At 42.5% G+C, this 14739-nt stretch carries 12 protein-coding genes and 2 pseudogenes; 5 read left to right on the top strand and 9 right to left on the bottom strand.

Annotation, left to right across the window (positions count from 1 at the left end; all coding sequences use genetic code 11):
- Positions 1-203: 203 nt before the first annotated feature.
- From ACE01T_RS08865 to ACE01T_RS08850, 4 genes and pseudogenes are all read left to right on the top strand, one after another.
- Positions 204-959: a multiubiquitin domain-containing protein gene (locus ACE01T_RS08865; protein WP_287691054.1), complete on the top strand. Its 756-nt coding sequence runs from the start codon at positions 204-206 to the stop codon at positions 957-959.
- Entirely contained in the window at positions 934-2118 is a 1185-nt protein-coding gene (locus tag ACE01T_RS08860; RefSeq protein WP_005199959.1) for a ThiF family adenylyltransferase, read from the top strand. Before ACE01T_RS08865 ends, ACE01T_RS08860 begins: the two co-directional genes overlap by 26 nt.
- Entirely contained in the window at positions 2112-2576 is a 465-nt protein-coding gene (locus ACE01T_RS08855) for a ubiquitination-like system serine protease family protein (protein ID WP_005199958.1), read from the top strand. Before ACE01T_RS08860 ends, ACE01T_RS08855 begins: the two co-directional genes overlap by 7 nt.
- A 187-nt stretch (positions 2577-2763) precedes the next feature.
- Positions 2764-3087, top strand: a pseudogene (locus ACE01T_RS08850) (IS5/IS1182 family transposase); the annotation flags it as partial.
- A 50-nt stretch (positions 3088-3137) separates the two neighbouring features.
- Here ACE01T_RS08850 and ACE01T_RS08845 read toward each other — a convergent pair.
- Positions 3138-3239: pseudogene (locus ACE01T_RS08845) on the bottom strand (IS5/IS1182 family transposase); the annotation flags it as partial.
- A 92-nt stretch (positions 3240-3331) separates the two neighbouring features.
- Positions 3332-5014, bottom strand: a complete 1683-nt coding sequence (locus ACE01T_RS08840; protein WP_395519114.1) for an AMP-binding protein — start codon at positions 5012-5014, stop codon at positions 3332-3334.
- 281 nt (positions 5015-5295) lie between these two features.
- On the opposite strand from ACE01T_RS08840, the gene ACE01T_RS08835 reads away from it, so the two are divergent.
- Complete coding sequence (locus ACE01T_RS08835; protein WP_180079271.1) at positions 5296-6570, top strand: MFS transporter; 1275 nt, start codon at positions 5296-5298, stop codon at positions 6568-6570.
- Positions 6571-6637: 67 nt separating this feature from the next.
- Here the strand turns inward: ACE01T_RS08835 and ACE01T_RS08830 are convergent, their stop codons facing one another.
- The 7 genes from ACE01T_RS08830 to ACE01T_RS08800 form a co-directional block, all read right to left on the bottom strand.
- Complete coding sequence (locus ACE01T_RS08830; protein WP_180079270.1) at positions 6638-8134, bottom strand: flavin-containing monooxygenase; 1497 nt, start codon at positions 8132-8134, stop codon at positions 6638-6640.
- Between the two features lie 16 nt (positions 8135-8150).
- Complete coding sequence (locus ACE01T_RS08825; protein WP_395519113.1) at positions 8151-8990, bottom strand: alpha/beta fold hydrolase; 840 nt, start codon at positions 8988-8990, stop codon at positions 8151-8153.
- A gap of 135 nt (positions 8991-9125) precedes the next feature.
- Entirely contained in the window at positions 9126-10928 is a 1803-nt protein-coding gene (locus ACE01T_RS08820) for an acyl-CoA dehydrogenase C-terminal domain-containing protein (RefSeq protein ID WP_125278516.1), read from the bottom strand.
- Positions 10929-11135: 207 nt separating this feature from the next.
- Positions 11136-12116 (bottom strand): NAD(P)H-dependent flavin oxidoreductase, encoded by a 981-nt coding sequence (locus ACE01T_RS08815; RefSeq protein WP_125278515.1) that lies wholly within the window; start codon positions 12114-12116, stop codon positions 11136-11138.
- A gap of 11 nt (positions 12117-12127) precedes the next feature.
- Positions 12128-12916, bottom strand: a complete 789-nt coding sequence (locus ACE01T_RS08810) for an enoyl-CoA hydratase-related protein (protein WP_180079268.1) — start codon at positions 12914-12916, stop codon at positions 12128-12130.
- A 37-nt stretch (positions 12917-12953) separates the two neighbouring features.
- Positions 12954-13877 (bottom strand): 2-hydroxyacid dehydrogenase, encoded by a 924-nt coding sequence (locus ACE01T_RS08805; RefSeq protein ID WP_180079267.1) that lies wholly within the window; start codon positions 13875-13877, stop codon positions 12954-12956.
- Positions 13874-14629, bottom strand: a complete 756-nt coding sequence (locus ACE01T_RS08800) for a class II aldolase/adducin family protein (RefSeq protein WP_395519112.1) — start codon at positions 14627-14629, stop codon at positions 13874-13876. Before ACE01T_RS08800 ends, ACE01T_RS08805 begins: the two co-directional genes overlap by 4 nt.
- Positions 14630-14739 lie beyond the last annotated feature (110 nt).

Raw genomic sequence — 14739 nt, 5'->3', positions numbered from 1 at the left:
AAGATGAGATGTAACTCATTGAAATGTGTCATCATATTCGTCGTCAGAAAACAAGTATTATGCCATTATTTCAATGAGTTATCTTTTTTTGTCGTGTACAAAGAAAAAAAAGTTAAAAAAAATTACCGACGATACTTTATCAGTCCGATTAAAGAGATGTAGCCAGAAGATTCCTTCTGCACAAAACTTTAAGAGGTATTTATATGAATCCTATTCAGGATGATTTTGATGATATTGGCGAAGCAATCAGTGAAAACCGCCAATTAAAAGCTGCAAATCGCTATCGTATTGTTGTCGCAATTGACAATGTGAATTTCCAACCAGCATTTGTTTCTGATCCAGTACCTACAGGGCGGCAGATATTATCTGCAATAGGAATTGATGATCGTGATGAGATAACCCTTTGTGCAATATTGCCATCGGGTGATTTTGAAGATATTCGATTGAATGAAACTTTTGATTTGCGTGGGCGGGAAGTTGAGCGTTTCATTGTTTTTCGTACTGATCGGGAATTCAAGTTAACACTTGATGATCGTCAGCTTAAATGGGGGAAATCAACTATTGAAGCCAATGCTCTATACGCATTATCAGGTATTGGACCAGAGCAGGCTGTGTTTTTGGAGGTACGAGGTGGTACCGATCGTATGATTGAGCCTGATGAGCTTCTGGATCTTACAGATACTGGAATCGAGCATTTTATTACAGCTAAACGTTTAGTTCAGGGTTACACCATCATTGTTAATTCTCTTGATGAATCAGTGCCTAATAAGCAAGTCACATTTGAACAGGTTGTTCAACTGGCATTTCCGAATGACCCAGTCGGATCGAATATTATCTACTCTATGACTTATCGTCATGCGGCATCTAAACCACATGCTGGTGAGCTTGCTGAGGGTGGGGTTATTGAAGTTAAACATCAGGGGACAGTTTTCAATGTCACAAAAACTATTCAATCTTAATGACGACTTACGCCAGCTTCGTGAAGCTGGCTATCATGTACAAATTATTGCGGGCTTTCTTATCATGAAGGAGGTTCCCTATGTAAATGCACAAAAATGCATTCGCAAAGGAACCCTCATAACATCTTTAGATCTTGCTGGTGATAATACACGTAAACCTGGGTGTCATGTGATGCATTGGGATGGGGAATATCCTTGTAAGGCGAATGGACTTCCTTTAAATGAAATCCGCCATGTATCTCAGCACACGGATTTTGGTCATGGTATTACTGCTGAACATAGCTTTTCAAGTAAGCCAGGACCAGAAGGATACCCTGATTACTTTGCTAAAATGTCCACTTATGCGACGATTTTGTCTGGTCCTGCAGCGGTATTACAGCCAGGAATGAGTCCAAAGATATTTCGTACTCCTGATGAAACCGAAATTGAAAGCGTTTTTAATTATATTGATACAGCTTCTGATCGCGCAGGAATAGGTAAACTTACAGAAAAACTAGAAAGTGAGGTTGTTTCGATAATTGGAACTGGAGGGACTGGAAGCTATATTATTGATTTAGTTTGTAAAACTCCCGTACGTGAAATACGACTGTTTGATGCGGATGAGTTTTTACAGCATAACGCTTTTCGTGCTCCAGGTGCTCCATTATTACATGAGCTTAGAAATGCACCATTGAAAGTCGACTATTTCAAAAATATTTACGACCGAATGCATCGTAATATTGTTGCGCATCCAGTCAGCTTGAACTTTACCAATATTGAATTATTAAACGGAACTTCATTTGCATTTATTTGTATTGATGCTGGTGAAGATAAGAAAGCGATCATTCAGAAATTGGAGTTACTAAATATACCTTTTATTGATGTTGGAATGGGAATAGAACTCGTAAATGGTAGTCTTGGTGGCATTTTAAGAGTCACAAGTAGTACTCCTGATAAACGTGAACATATCCATTCAGGACGTATCTCATTCGCTAATGTTGGTGAGAATGATCTTTATGCATCGAATATACAAGTCGCTGATTTAAATTCATTAAATGCATCATTAGCGGTAATTAAATGGAAAAAATTGAGAGGCTTTTATAGAGATTTGGAGAATGAACACCACTCTACCTACACAACGGATGGCAATATGCTACTGAATGGGGATGTGACATGCTGAAAATTAAAAAGCTAAAAAACCATTTTATCCGTAATATTCCACGTGAAATCGATACAGGTGTTTTATATATCTCAATGGAATACGCAACAGCAGTGCATAGCTGCTGTTGCGGCTGTGGAGAACGAGTTGTTACTCCATTATCACCAACTGATTGGAAAATGAGTTTTGATGGCGAAAGTGTTTCATTGACGCCATCTGTTGGGAATTGGAATTCTGCATGCCGTTCACACTATATTATTAAACAGAATGTAGTTGTTGAAGCAGGTAGCTGGAATGATGATCGAATTAAAGAAGAAAGAAAGAGGGATAAATTAGCTAAAGCGCACTATTATCAGTCTATTGCTAAATCTGAATCAGAAATACAAAAGGATGATAATGAAATTATCTCTATAAAGTCATCAGATACAACTAATCTTTGGGGTATTGTACGTCGATGGTTAAGAAAGTTGATTAATTAAGTTCGCAGCCAAATGACTCCTCCAACAGTTCTAGATAAAGTCCAACATTTAAAACTGTCCGTTAGCGAAATCTTAATGAAGAGAATTTTAATAGCGGACATTTCTATTTTGGGCTTACAAATTGTGTTATTCACCAATTAAAATGTCTATTTCATTTCGTATAATATTGATTATGTTAAATTGAGTACATGATACAAAGCAATGCAATCAATTGATTGCATCTAGAAAAGCTCATGCAGTTATTCCCCCAGAAAAAATGCAAGACCTTGGAAAGATACAAAAGCACATTCTCAAGAGAGAAATGAATTACTTCGAACAGTTAAACATTTAGGCAGAATACTATGGAAAAAATGGTAAGGCTATCATCGGCGAAGCTTGGTTGAGACCAAGGTGCATTGTATCAAGTTACTCAAGAAATTTTGACAGCCAAGTCAATGAGATTCATGCACGTGTGACCGTCTCAAATAAGTTTACGGAGCTAGGCCGTCCTCATACCCAAGTTACCACTTAATTTTGAGGTACTTAAGGGAATTCTACTTTTTAATCTTTGTACAACAACGCCGTAGTCAGGTCACCCCATATCGATATGTTGCCTTGAATAATCAAGGCTTTATTGTAAGACGACCAATTCGTTTTACGATAGACTTTTAAGGATGGGCTTATTCATTTGGAAACTATATTGCTGAATAAGCCATCATGAATAAGTTTGTGTAACAAAGCCTTTTGACCGTGATCAGCCAGATGTTTATTATTCCTTAGCAGGCTTTAGCATCTGGCTGCACGGTTTTAGGCAACTCACGACGTAGAATTTTACCGACTGCAGACTTTGGCAATCCAGACACAAACTCAATATATTTTGGCAGCTTATAACTGGTCAGTTTTAGTCTCAGATAAGTCATGACTTCATTCACGGTCAGACTGGTATCCTGTTTTACAATAAAGGCTTTCGGGACTTGTCCAGATTTTTCATCATCCACCCCAATGACGGCACATTCCAGTACTTTAGGATGTTTGGATAAAACACCTTCCAGCTCATTTGGATAAACGTTAAATCCAGAGACCAGAATCATGTCCTTTTTACGGTCCAGAATGGTGATATAACCCTTCTCGTCCATACAGCCGATATCACCTGTCAGAAAGAAACCATCTTTGGTAAATACCTGTGCTGTTGCTTCCGGTTGCTTCCAATAACCTTTCATCACCTGAGGGCCGCGAATAGCAATTTCCCCAGCCTGATGAAGGGCTACAGATTTTCCTTCATCATCCAGAATCTGAATTTCTGTGCCTGCCAATGGCAAACCAATACTACCGCTAAAGCGCTTGCTTAAAGGCGGGTTAAATGTTGCCGTTGGTGAGGTCTCAGAAAGACCGTAGCCTTCATAGATATGACAGCCTGTGACTTCATACCATAATTCTGCCGTATTTTTTAAAACAGATGCACCGCCACCTGTCGTGGTTTTTAGGCGTGAGTGATCCAGCTCGCGAAAACGTGGATGATGAGCCAATGCATTAAACATGGTATTCACGCCCGGAAACACCGTCGGAGGATGTTTATGATATTGATCTACCAATGCATCCAGATCTCTTGGATTTGGAATCAGGACATTGGCAAAACCGCGACTCAGACCATAACTGAACAGGCAAATAGTAAAACCATAAATGTGATACAGCGGCAAGGCACAAAACACATATTCTTCTTCAGTGGCATAACGATCGCCAAAATGGCTAATGAACACCGTACTGTTCTGGGCAATATTAAATAAGATATTGCGATGACTGAGTTCAGCCCCTTTGGAAACACCTGTAGTCCCACCGGTATATTGCAGAATGACAGTATCTTCCTGCTGCTGTACAGGCGCTACAAAATCAATCACCTGTACCTGATCAATGGCCTGCTTAAAGTCAGAAAAATGTTTATCAGGATATTGCGCTGTTTGGCTATAAATTGAAACTGACTGATCCTGAATGAAATCGAGCGGATGGGTAGAAATCACATGTTTTAGCGCAGAACATTCATCCAGATTATTTAACTGTTCTAAGGTTGAGCCCAGAATAATCAAGGCTTCTGCTCCTGAATCCTGAACTTGATGATACAACTCACGCTGGGTGTACATCGGGTTTACATTAACCAGAATATAACCCGCACGAATAATCGCGAAAGTCGCAATCGGATATTGAATAATATTCGGCAACATCACCGCGATGCGGCTACCGGCTGCCAAGCCTAGATTTTGAAGATAGGTCGCCAGTTTCTGGCTATAAACGTCAATATCCTGATAGCTGAACTTTCGATCCAGATAGAAAAATGCGGTTTTATCCTTAAATTTAAGCAGGTTCTCAGCAATCGTTGTGCTCAAAGTTTTATCAGGGTCAGGCCGGGTAAATTCCGGATTGACGTTCCATTTTTTATATTCTTCCATCCATGGCTGACTAGTCATTACAGCACTCCTATCCTTGATTTTAAATTTATTTTGTATCGTGAAACTTTATTTTGATTAAAAAATAATAACGTTATCTTTCCTCCCAAATCAATGCAATATTTGGCTAATTTCAAATTTTTACAAATAAAATCACGAATTTTATGGCTAATTATTTGGATATATTTTATCAATTAATAATACAACATTTCTTATAGCGAAATAATAAATCAGTAAAAGCAACAAAAGAATGTGGATTCATTCTTATAAAACAACAACGTAACAAGAAAAGGATGTCGATGATGACGTATGAAACTTCAGTGCTAGAAGCTGAACGGGTCACAGTTCAGCCTAAAAAAATATGGATGACCGCGTTTATTCTATGTTTTCTTATTTTACTTGCAGACGGTGTTGATCTGGCTTTTTTGGCCTATAGCCTCACCAGTATCAAAGCTGAATTTAATTTAACCACCGTTCAGGCAGGTGCCTTAGGGAGCTGGAGTCTGGTCGGTGGAGTGATTGGCGGATTAATTGGCGGTTGGGCCTGTGACCGTTTTGGCCGGGTGAAAGTTATTGTATTTTATATGATTCTTGCTTCCAGCTTATCCTGCACCTTGGGCTTTGTAGAATCTTACCATCAGTTTTTAATTATCCGCAGTATTGCAGCTATTGGACTGGGTTCCCTATACATCGCCTGTAATACCTTAATGTCAGAATATGTTCCGACAAAATACCGGACAACTGTTCTGGCGGCACTTATGACCGGTTTTACCCTAGGTTCATTATGTGCAACTTTACTGGCGGGTTGGATTATTCCTGAATATGGCTGGCGTATGCTGTACTGGATTACCATTTGCCCTATTGTTCTGGCTTTTCTGCTTTATTTTCTTGTTCCTGAACCGGATTCATGGCTACGTTCACGTGAATTAAAACGTCAGGAAGCAGCTAGCAAAGTTAAGGTGAAAAAAGAGAATCCTTATAAAGTCATTCTCAAAGATAAAAATCACCGCTGGATGTTTTTACTATGGATTTTAAGTGCAGGTGCCCTGCAATTTGGCTATGCCGGTTTAAGTAACTGGTTACCTGCCTATCTGGAATCGGATCTGGGCATCAGCTTTAAGGCTATGACTGGCTATATGGTTGGCACGTTTATGATCATGATTTTTGCCAAGATCGTCGCAGGCATTCTGGCAGATCGTTTCGGACGACGTGCCTTGTTCGCTTTTGGAACCATGGGCACAGCCCTGTTTCTTCCGATTGTAATTTATTTCAATACACCGACCAATATTTTGTACCTGATGCTCATGTTCGGCTTCTTGTATGGTATGCCATTTGCCATTAATGCCACATATATGACTGAAAGCTTCCCTACTTCGATTCGTGGTACAGCAGTAGGTGGTGCATTCAATATAGGCCGTATCGGAGCAGTATTTGCCCCACTCACTATTGGTTATTTTGCCCATGGAGGCTCAATTGGAACGGGACTATTGGTAATGGCAGGTGCCTATTTTATTTGCGGTCTGATTCCTGCACTGTTTATACGTGACCGCTTATATGATCCGCAAAAAGCAGATTAATCTCTATCATCTTTTAATAAAAAACCAGTCAAATAGACTGGTTTTTTTAATGAATAAAATTTAAAAATCAGACAACTTTTCTTTGAGCATTTTCCATGTATTCATAATGGTAACCACTGCGAATAAAATGCTGGTTTTTGTCTCTAAATGAATGCGCATAATCTGGCCAGACCAAAGTCAGCTTGCGGCTCACCGGGTCCAGATACCAGCTTTTACAGCTTTCTGATAACCAGACACTGCCTTGGGAAAGCTGCTGTAACTCCTGCATATAGGCATTTTCAGCATCTTGATCAGCTTCAAAGGCCTGAATCTGTTCCTGTTCAAAAAACTGCAAGGCGTCCAGTACCAGATCAAACTGGGTTTCCAGAAAATAAAGCGCTGAGTTATGCCCACTTCCGGTATTAGGACCATTCAGAATGAACAGGTTTGGAAAATTATGGACTGTCGTAGATTGATAACCCTGCATACCACTAGACCATTGCTGCTCCAGACTTAGGCCATGTTTACCCACTACCTTTGAGGCATAAGGTGGTCGTGCTGCTTCAAATCCAGTAGCAAAGACGATGATATCTGCAGAATATTCATTGCCTGATTTGCTGATTACACCGTCTTTTGTGATGGCGGCCAAAGCTGAATCTTCAAGCGTGACATTCGGTTTTAGAAAAGTTGGATAATAATCATTGGACAGCAATAAACGCTTGCAGCCTGGTTCATAATTCGGTGTGAGTTTTCGCTGTAATTCGGGATCTGGTATCTGGTGTTTCAAGAATTGCAGGCAGTTTTTCTTGACCCGCTCGATCTGGCTTTTCAGATTACGGCGCTGGGCAAAATTATATTCATTGCCCCAGAACAAGGAATGTCTTAACTCTGTCATGCTGTCCGGATCTTTGCGGAAAAGCTGTTTTTCTGACTCAGAATAAGGTCGGTCTGGTCGCGGCAAGATATACGGTGCACTGCGCTGCAATACGGTCAGGCTTTTGGCTGTTTTGGCAATTTCCGGTACAAGCTGGATAGCTGAAGCCCCTGAACCCACGACAACCACACGCTGATTATCCAGATTCACTTCGTGATTCCAACGTGCAGAATGCATGACCTGACCTTGAAATTCTTCTAGTCCCGGAATTTGTGGCAGATGTTCATCTGCCAGATGCCCGGTTGCTGTAATTAAAAAATTTGCTTCATAAGAACCTTTAGATGTCTGAATATTCCAGATACGTTTTTCGGTATTCCAGCTGGCTTTTTCGAGCTGAGTATGAAAATCAATATGTGGCCGGATATTTTCCTGATCACAGCATTGAATTAAGTAACGTTGAATTTCTGCCCCTTGCGGAAAGACACGTGACCAGTTGGGATTTTTAATAAACGAGAAAGAATATAAATGTGACGGTACATCACAGGCGACACCGGGATAGGTATTATCACGCCATGTTCCGCCCACTTCTGCTGCACGTTCAATGATTTTAAAATCGTGAATGCCCTGCTGTTTAAGACGGATCGCCATGCCTAATCCACCAAAACCGCTGCCTACAATTAAAATCTTGCTGCGCTGTCCTTGAGCTTGCATTATTTTTCTCCTTTTTTTAAGGCATCATGGGCTGGATTTTCTGATTCGCCGGATACTGTTCTGGATGCTGGCTAAACTGGTTGATCAGTTGCACCACTTCCGCTGGCGCTTCAATATGGATTGCATGTCCTGAAGCTATTTCGATATAGCGGCTGTTCTGAATCGAAGCAAACAGTAATTTTGCTTGCGCTAAAGGCACCATCCGGTCTTCACGGCAAGCCACGATCAAAGTCTCCGCAGAGATGTTCGGCAAAATGGCGGTGATGTCAATGCGATAATTCAGTTCACGCTGTTTGGCTGCATCTTGAGAAGGCTTAACGAAGCGTGCCAGATCAAGCACCTGTTTTTCAGTTCGAACAGACAGATAATCATCGCTATACAGGCAATAATTCACAAAATGCGGTAAAGCTGCGGATTGATCGTTAAATAGCTGTTGCCAGATCGTGGTCCGTAGTTGTTGCACCGAGCTGGTTTTTGCCCAACCTGCTAACAGAATCAAACGTGCCACGCGCTGTTTAAGACTCGCAGCTACTTGTGCAGCAATCACAGCACCAAGTGAATAACCCACCACAGTAATTGCTTCATCTTCTGCAACTGCATGCTGGATCAGTGCTTCAACTTGTTGACTAAAATCAGTCACTGCCAGATCGGCTTTATCTGGAGTATGCAAATCAAGCGATAAAACCCGCTGATGGATACCGAGCATGGGGAAAATATAGCTGAAATGTTTGTCCGTATTTCCACCCGTACCATGGATCAGAATGATGGTGGGATATGAGGATTTCTGTCCGACTTCATGATAAGTGAGTTGCAGATCACCATAAGGACATTGTCGCGTAATCGTGTCTAAATCCATATAGACTCCTGATCTTGTTGTTTTATGGCCGATGTAATACTGAAAAGTACCTATCGATATTGAGTTTTGTGCAGGATAAAAAAAGTAGTAACAAAAAAAGACCCACGATCGAGAGATTGATCGTGGGCAAAAGGATTAATCGAATTTAAATTCTTCAGGAGTCAGCAGGAACAGGCTCTCACCACCGGCCTGAATATTGGCAACGTGAGTTGAAGTTCTTGGCAGAATCCGGGCAAAGAAGAATTGTGCCGTTTTGATCTTCGCTGCATAGAACGGATCAGTATTACCTTCTTCAATCTTTTGCTGCGCCGTAATCGCCATTTTCAGCCATAAATACGAAGACACCACATAACCAGAGAAATATAGGTAGTCAACTGATGCTGCCCCAATTTCATTGGCAGACTGTTGTGCCTGAGCCTGAATCGTTTTGGTTAATTCTAGCCATTGCTCAGTCAGCTGGCTCACTTGTGCAACCTGCTGGTTAAACTGGGCATGTTGCTGATGCTCTTTAACAAAGCCCTGAATCTCATCCGTTAATGCAGTGAGCAAACCCAATTTTGAACCTAGCACTTTACGCGCCAGCAAGTCGATTGATTGAATTTCAGTAGTACCTTCATACAGACTGGCAATACGTGCATCACGGGCAATCTGTTCCATGCCATGTTCAGCAATATAGCCGTGTCCACCAAAGACCTGCATACCGTGTTTGGCAGCTTCTACACCTGTTTCGGTCATTAAGGCTTTAGCAATTGGGGTCAATAATGCCAGACGGTCTTCTGCAGCTTTCTTCTCTTCAGGATTGTCCGTTGCTTCCGCAATATCAGCATAAGTCGCCAGATAATAAGCCAAGGCACGTGAACCTTCTGCAAATACTTTTTGAGTCAGTAGCATATTGCGTACTGCCGGATGCACGATAATTGGATCCGCAGGCAGGTTTGGTTCTTTAGCACCTTCAAGTGAACGCATCGCCAGACGGTCTTTGGCATAAGCCAACGCGCCTTGATAAGAAGATTCAGCTGCAGCCAAACCTTGAATCGCTGTACCAATACGCGCAGAGTTCATAAAAGTAAACATGCAGTTCAAGCCGCGGTTTTCAGGCCCGATCAGGAAACCTTTGGCATTATCAAAATTCAGTACACAGGTCGCATTGCCATGAATACCCATCTTGTGTTCAATCGCGCTACACACCACACCATTGCGTGAAGCCACATTTCCAGCTTCATCCAGATTGTATTTAGGCACGATAAACAGCGAAATACCTTTAGTACCTGCAGGCGCATCCGGTAAACGCGCCAATACAATGTGTACGATATTTTCAGCCAGGTCATGCTCACCTGCTGAAATAAAGATTTTCTCACCGCTGATACTGTAGCTGCCATCTTCATTTGGCACCGCTTTAGTACGGATCAGGCCCAGATCAGAACCGGCATGTGATTCAGTTAAACACATGGTTCCGGTCCAGCGACCTGCAATTAAAGGTACCAGGAATTTCTGTTTCTGTTCATCGCTACCATGATGCTCTAAAGTACGCATCGCACCATGAGACAGGCCTGGGTACATACCCCAAGACCAGTTAGTCGCCGTAATAATTTCTGAAATAGCAATACGGTATAAGGTCGGGAAGCCTTGGCCACCATATTTTTCATCACCAGTTAATGAGGTAAAACCAAGTTCTACATATTTGTCATAAGCAGCTTTAAAACCATCCGGTGTAGTCACGACGCCATCTTGCAGACGACAGCCCTGCTGGTCGCCTGTCGCATTAATTGGTAGAAGTTCGTTTTGGCAAAAATCAGCAGCGACTTCCAGATATTGTTCCATAATATCCATAGAAACTTTGTCTGCGAACTTTGCATAGCCTTCGTATTTCTGTTCAACATTGAGCAGATCTTTCAGGACAAACTTCATGTCTTTTAATGGCGCAATATAATTTCTCATCGTAATTCCCTTGTATGAGTTCTAATTTGTATATTTATGACAATTAATTTCATAATACGAAATTATGTTTTAGGTCGAATATAATATAAGTGCATGGATAAAATCTAGTCATGACATAAAAAATCACATTTAAAAAATTAAAACTTTGGTATAAAAAAGCCATTCGGTAATGAATGGCTTTTTATTAAATGATCAAAATAAAGCGATCTAGCGCGGGAAAAACTGAGCCAAACGTTGCTGAACAATCTGTTCTGCTTCTTGCATGATATTGTCAATCAGCGTTTGACAGGTCGGGATATCATGGATCAATCCCATGACTTGACCTGCTGTCAGTACGCCTGCATCTACATCGCCATTTTCCAAAGCCAGCTTGCCTTTTAAGCCACTGACATAAGGGCGAATCTGTTCAAATTCCAGATTTGGATCTTCACCCATTTTAACGACGAGGTCAGATACCGCATTTTTCGCAACACGCGCAGTATTTCTGAACTGGCGGTAAAGCAGATGCGTTGCCCTTTCATCATTGTCGACATAAAACTGCTTGATGTTGGGATGGATTGGCGCTTCTTGTGTGGCACAGAAACGTGTCCCCATATTGATGCCTTCAGCACCTAAAGCGAGTGCTGCTACCAGACCACGACCATCCGCAAAACCACCACTCGCTACAATCGGTATAGTGAGCTGATCAGCGGCTGCTGGAATCAGGATTAGTCCAGGAATATCATCTTCACCCGGATGGCCGGCACATTCAAAACCGTCAATCGAGATCACATCCGCACCGATTCGTTGTGCTGAAAGTGCATGTCTGACCGAGGTACATTTATGAATCACAATGATGCCGTGCTGTTTAAAGGCCTCAATATGTTCATGTGGCTTGTTACCTGCCGTTTCTACAATCTTGATTCCACTTTCAATAATGGCCTGACGATATTCGGCATACGGCGGTGGGTTTACAGCGGGTAATAAAGTTAAATTGACCGCAAAAGGCTGATCCGTCATTTCACGGCAACGTGCAATTTCCTTGGTCAGCGCTTCAGGTGTGGGTTGTGTCAATGCCGTCAGCGTTCCCAAACCACCCGCATTGGAGACTGCACTGGCCATTTCTGCGGTACCGACCCACATCATGCCGCCCTGAATAATCGGATAGCGAATGCCTAAAAGCTCGGTGATACGCGTTTGAATTTTCATGAATGCTCTCCTTAGCGTCCGGTAAATTGTGCAGGGCGTTTTTCGACAAAGGCCTGCACACCCTCTTTGTAGTCCTGGCTACTTAAGGCCAAGTATTGCAGGTTTTGTTCCAGCTCCAGTTGCTGATCCATGCTATTTTCAGCACTGCGTTGCAAAGCCTGTTTGGTTAAGGCCAGTGCATAGGTCGGCTGTCGTGCCAGTCGCTGTGCAAGCTCATCGATATAAGCATCAAATTCTGCATCAGGGATCATTTTCCAGATCATACCCATTTCAGCCGCTTCTTTGGCATGCACAGGCTCACCAAGTAAAGTCAGTGCCATGGCACGTGCATAGCCGATCAAACGCGGCAACATCCAGGTGCCGCCGGCATCAGGAATTAAGCCAATTTTAGAAAAGGCTTGAATAAATTTGGCACTTTCCTTGGCAATAACCAGATCGCAAGCTAGTGCGATATTGGCCCCTGCACCGGCAGCCACACCATTTACTGCCGCAATCACCGGTTTGGGGCTTTTACGAATCAGGTTGATCAAAGGATTATAATATTTGGCTAGAGAGCCTTCGGGAGGCAACGGCACACTACCGAGCTGCCCAGCACGTTCTTTTAGATCCTGTCCCGCTGAAAATGCTCGACCATTACCACGAATCATAATCACCCGAATATCCGGATTCGTATTCCAGCTTTTCAGCACCTGCTGCACTTCCTCATGCATTTGTCGGTTGAAACTGTTCAATGAATCTGGCCGGTTAAAACTTAAAGTCGCGACGCCTTGCTGAATCTGGGTTTGAATCATTTCCCACATCATCAATTTCCTTATTTTTTTATCTGTATCTCTACAATTAATAGCCTTTATTAACATCCACCTGATGACACAAATCCAGGCCCTGATTTAAGCGGCGGTCATTTTCCAGTATCTGCTCTACCACTACAGACATTGGGGCATGTGAGGCAACATGTGGTGTCACCACAATTTTTTCGTGCTGCCAGAATGGATGGTCAGCAGGTAATGGCTCCTGCTCAAAGACATCTACAATCGCACCACGTAGATGACCTGAATCCAGTACATCCAATAAATCCTGCTCGATTAAATGCTGGCCACGCCCGACATGAATCAAAGCTGACTGTTCAGGCAGTTGCTGAAATAATTCAGCAGAAAGAATCCCAGTATTCTCTTCGGTAAGGGGTAGCAGGTTAATCAGAATCTGACTTTGCGCCAGGAACTCGGAAAGCTGTTCTTGACCCACATAACTTTTAACTTGATTAATATCTTTTGGGGAATTCGACCAACCAGAAACTTGATAGCCCATGTCTGCGAAACGTTCTGCTACGTATCCGCCCATATGCCCCAGTCCCATAATCCCGATCTGGATATGATGGCTATAGCTCTGGCGATACTGCTTCCACAGCTGCTGCTTTTGCTGTTGGATCATGCGGTCAAAATAACGCTGAAAATACAGCACGCCCCAAAGCAGATAATCAAACATGCCCTTTTGGTGATGTGGATCCAGTACCCGGCAAACGGCTTGATCTGGGCGTACAGCATTTAAGTTTAAATGTTCTACCCCAGCAGCAATCGAATGAATCAGGCCAAGCTTTGGCAGCTTCTGCACTTTTTCCAGATCTGGAAACCAGGCAGCAACTGTGGTTGCCTGTTCAGCTTCCGGACTGTCAACTGTACAGAAACTACCAGCTGGCGCATATTTTTGAAAAGACTTGAGTAGAATGGCCTCAATATTCGGTACAGAACTGGAAATAACAATCATGATGCATACTCCGTATATTGATGCTCAATCAGGGACAAAGCGGCCTGCCAGGCACGCTGTAAAATCGGTTCAATGAGAGGACTGGCGAACTGCTTCGCTGTTTTAATTCGGACTTCTTCTGCTGGATAATGCAATTCAGCACCGCCGCTTAAGGCTTTCACCTGTGCCTGACAGGCGCGCTCCAGGAAATAGATTTCATGAAAAGCCCGTGCAATGGTCTCCCCAGCCGTTAATAGTCCATGATTTCTTAAAATCATGGCACGATGGTCGCCCAAGTCCTGAATCAGGCGCTCCTGCTCATCTGTTGAGAGTGCAACGCCTTCGTATTCGTGATAGGCCACATGCTGATAAAATTTCATGGCGTGTTGGGAAATTGGAAGAAGCCCGTGTTTCTGAGCAGAGACGGCAATTCCATCCGCGGTATGCGTATGAATGACACAGTTCAGATGAGGATGCGCGTCATGAATTGCAGAATGAATCACAAAGCCTGCCATATTGACTGGCTTGTCTTGTTCATAGCTTTCTACCACCTGCCCTTCATGATTAATCTTCACCAGCGTTGAGGCACGCATTTTTTCAAATGCGACACCATATTGATTAATCAGAAAGCAGTCTGGTTGATCTGGGACTCTTAGGCTGATGTGGGTATCAATCAGGTCAGTCATCCGATAATGCGCAATAATGCGATAAAGCGCAGTCAGTTCACAGCGTGCCTGCCATTCAGCAGCTGTGACGAGATTTTTTATTGTCATCATTCCATCCTGGAAAAATATAGCATTTCGATCACTATCTGTTATATCATAATTTTAGAAAAACAGAATATTATTTCATAAAGCGAAATATTTTATTAAAGGGAAGCTAT

Origin of the sequence: Acinetobacter uliginosus (assembly GCF_044130295.1) — a bacterium.
In the GTDB taxonomy this organism is placed as follows: domain Bacteria; phylum Pseudomonadota; class Gammaproteobacteria; order Pseudomonadales; family Moraxellaceae; genus Acinetobacter.
Note: the sequence above shows the minus strand (reverse complement) of the source record. Positions and strands in the feature narration are given on the sequence as shown.

Coding starts and splice junctions, on each gene's coding strand:
- ACE01T_RS08815 (WP_125278515.1), bottom strand. CDS start 12,116: ATGAAAATTCAAACGCGTATCACCGAGCTTTTAGGCATTCGCTATCCG.
- ACE01T_RS08820 (WP_125278516.1), bottom strand. CDS start 10,928: ATGAGAAATTATATTGCGCCATTAAAAGACATGAAGTTTGTCCTGAAA.
- ACE01T_RS08800 (WP_395519112.1), bottom strand. CDS start 14,629: ATGACAATAAAAAATCTCGTCACAGCTGCTGAATGGCAGGCACGCTGT.
- ACE01T_RS08855 (WP_005199958.1), top strand. CDS start 2,112: ATGCTGAAAATTAAAAAGCTAAAAAACCATTTTATCCGTAATATTCCA.
- ACE01T_RS08860 (WP_005199959.1), top strand. CDS start 934: ATGTCACAAAAACTATTCAATCTTAATGACGACTTACGCCAGCTTCGT.
- ACE01T_RS08835 (WP_180079271.1), top strand. CDS start 5,296: ATGACGTATGAAACTTCAGTGCTAGAAGCTGAACGGGTCACAGTTCAG.
- ACE01T_RS08865 (WP_287691054.1), top strand. CDS start 204: ATGAATCCTATTCAGGATGATTTTGATGATATTGGCGAAGCAATCAGT.
- ACE01T_RS08805 (WP_180079267.1), bottom strand. CDS start 13,877: ATGATTGTTATTTCCAGTTCTGTACCGAATATTGAGGCCATTCTACTC.
- ACE01T_RS08830 (WP_180079270.1), bottom strand. CDS start 8,134: ATGCAAGCTCAAGGACAGCGCAGCAAGATTTTAATTGTAGGCAGCGGT.
- ACE01T_RS08810 (WP_180079268.1), bottom strand. CDS start 12,916: ATGTGGGAAATGATTCAAACCCAGATTCAGCAAGGCGTCGCGACTTTA.
- ACE01T_RS08840 (WP_395519114.1), bottom strand. CDS start 5,014: ATGACTAGTCAGCCATGGATGGAAGAATATAAAAAATGGAACGTCAAT.
- ACE01T_RS08825 (WP_395519113.1), bottom strand. CDS start 8,990: ATGGATTTAGACACGATTACGCGACAATGTCCTTATGGTGATCTGCAA.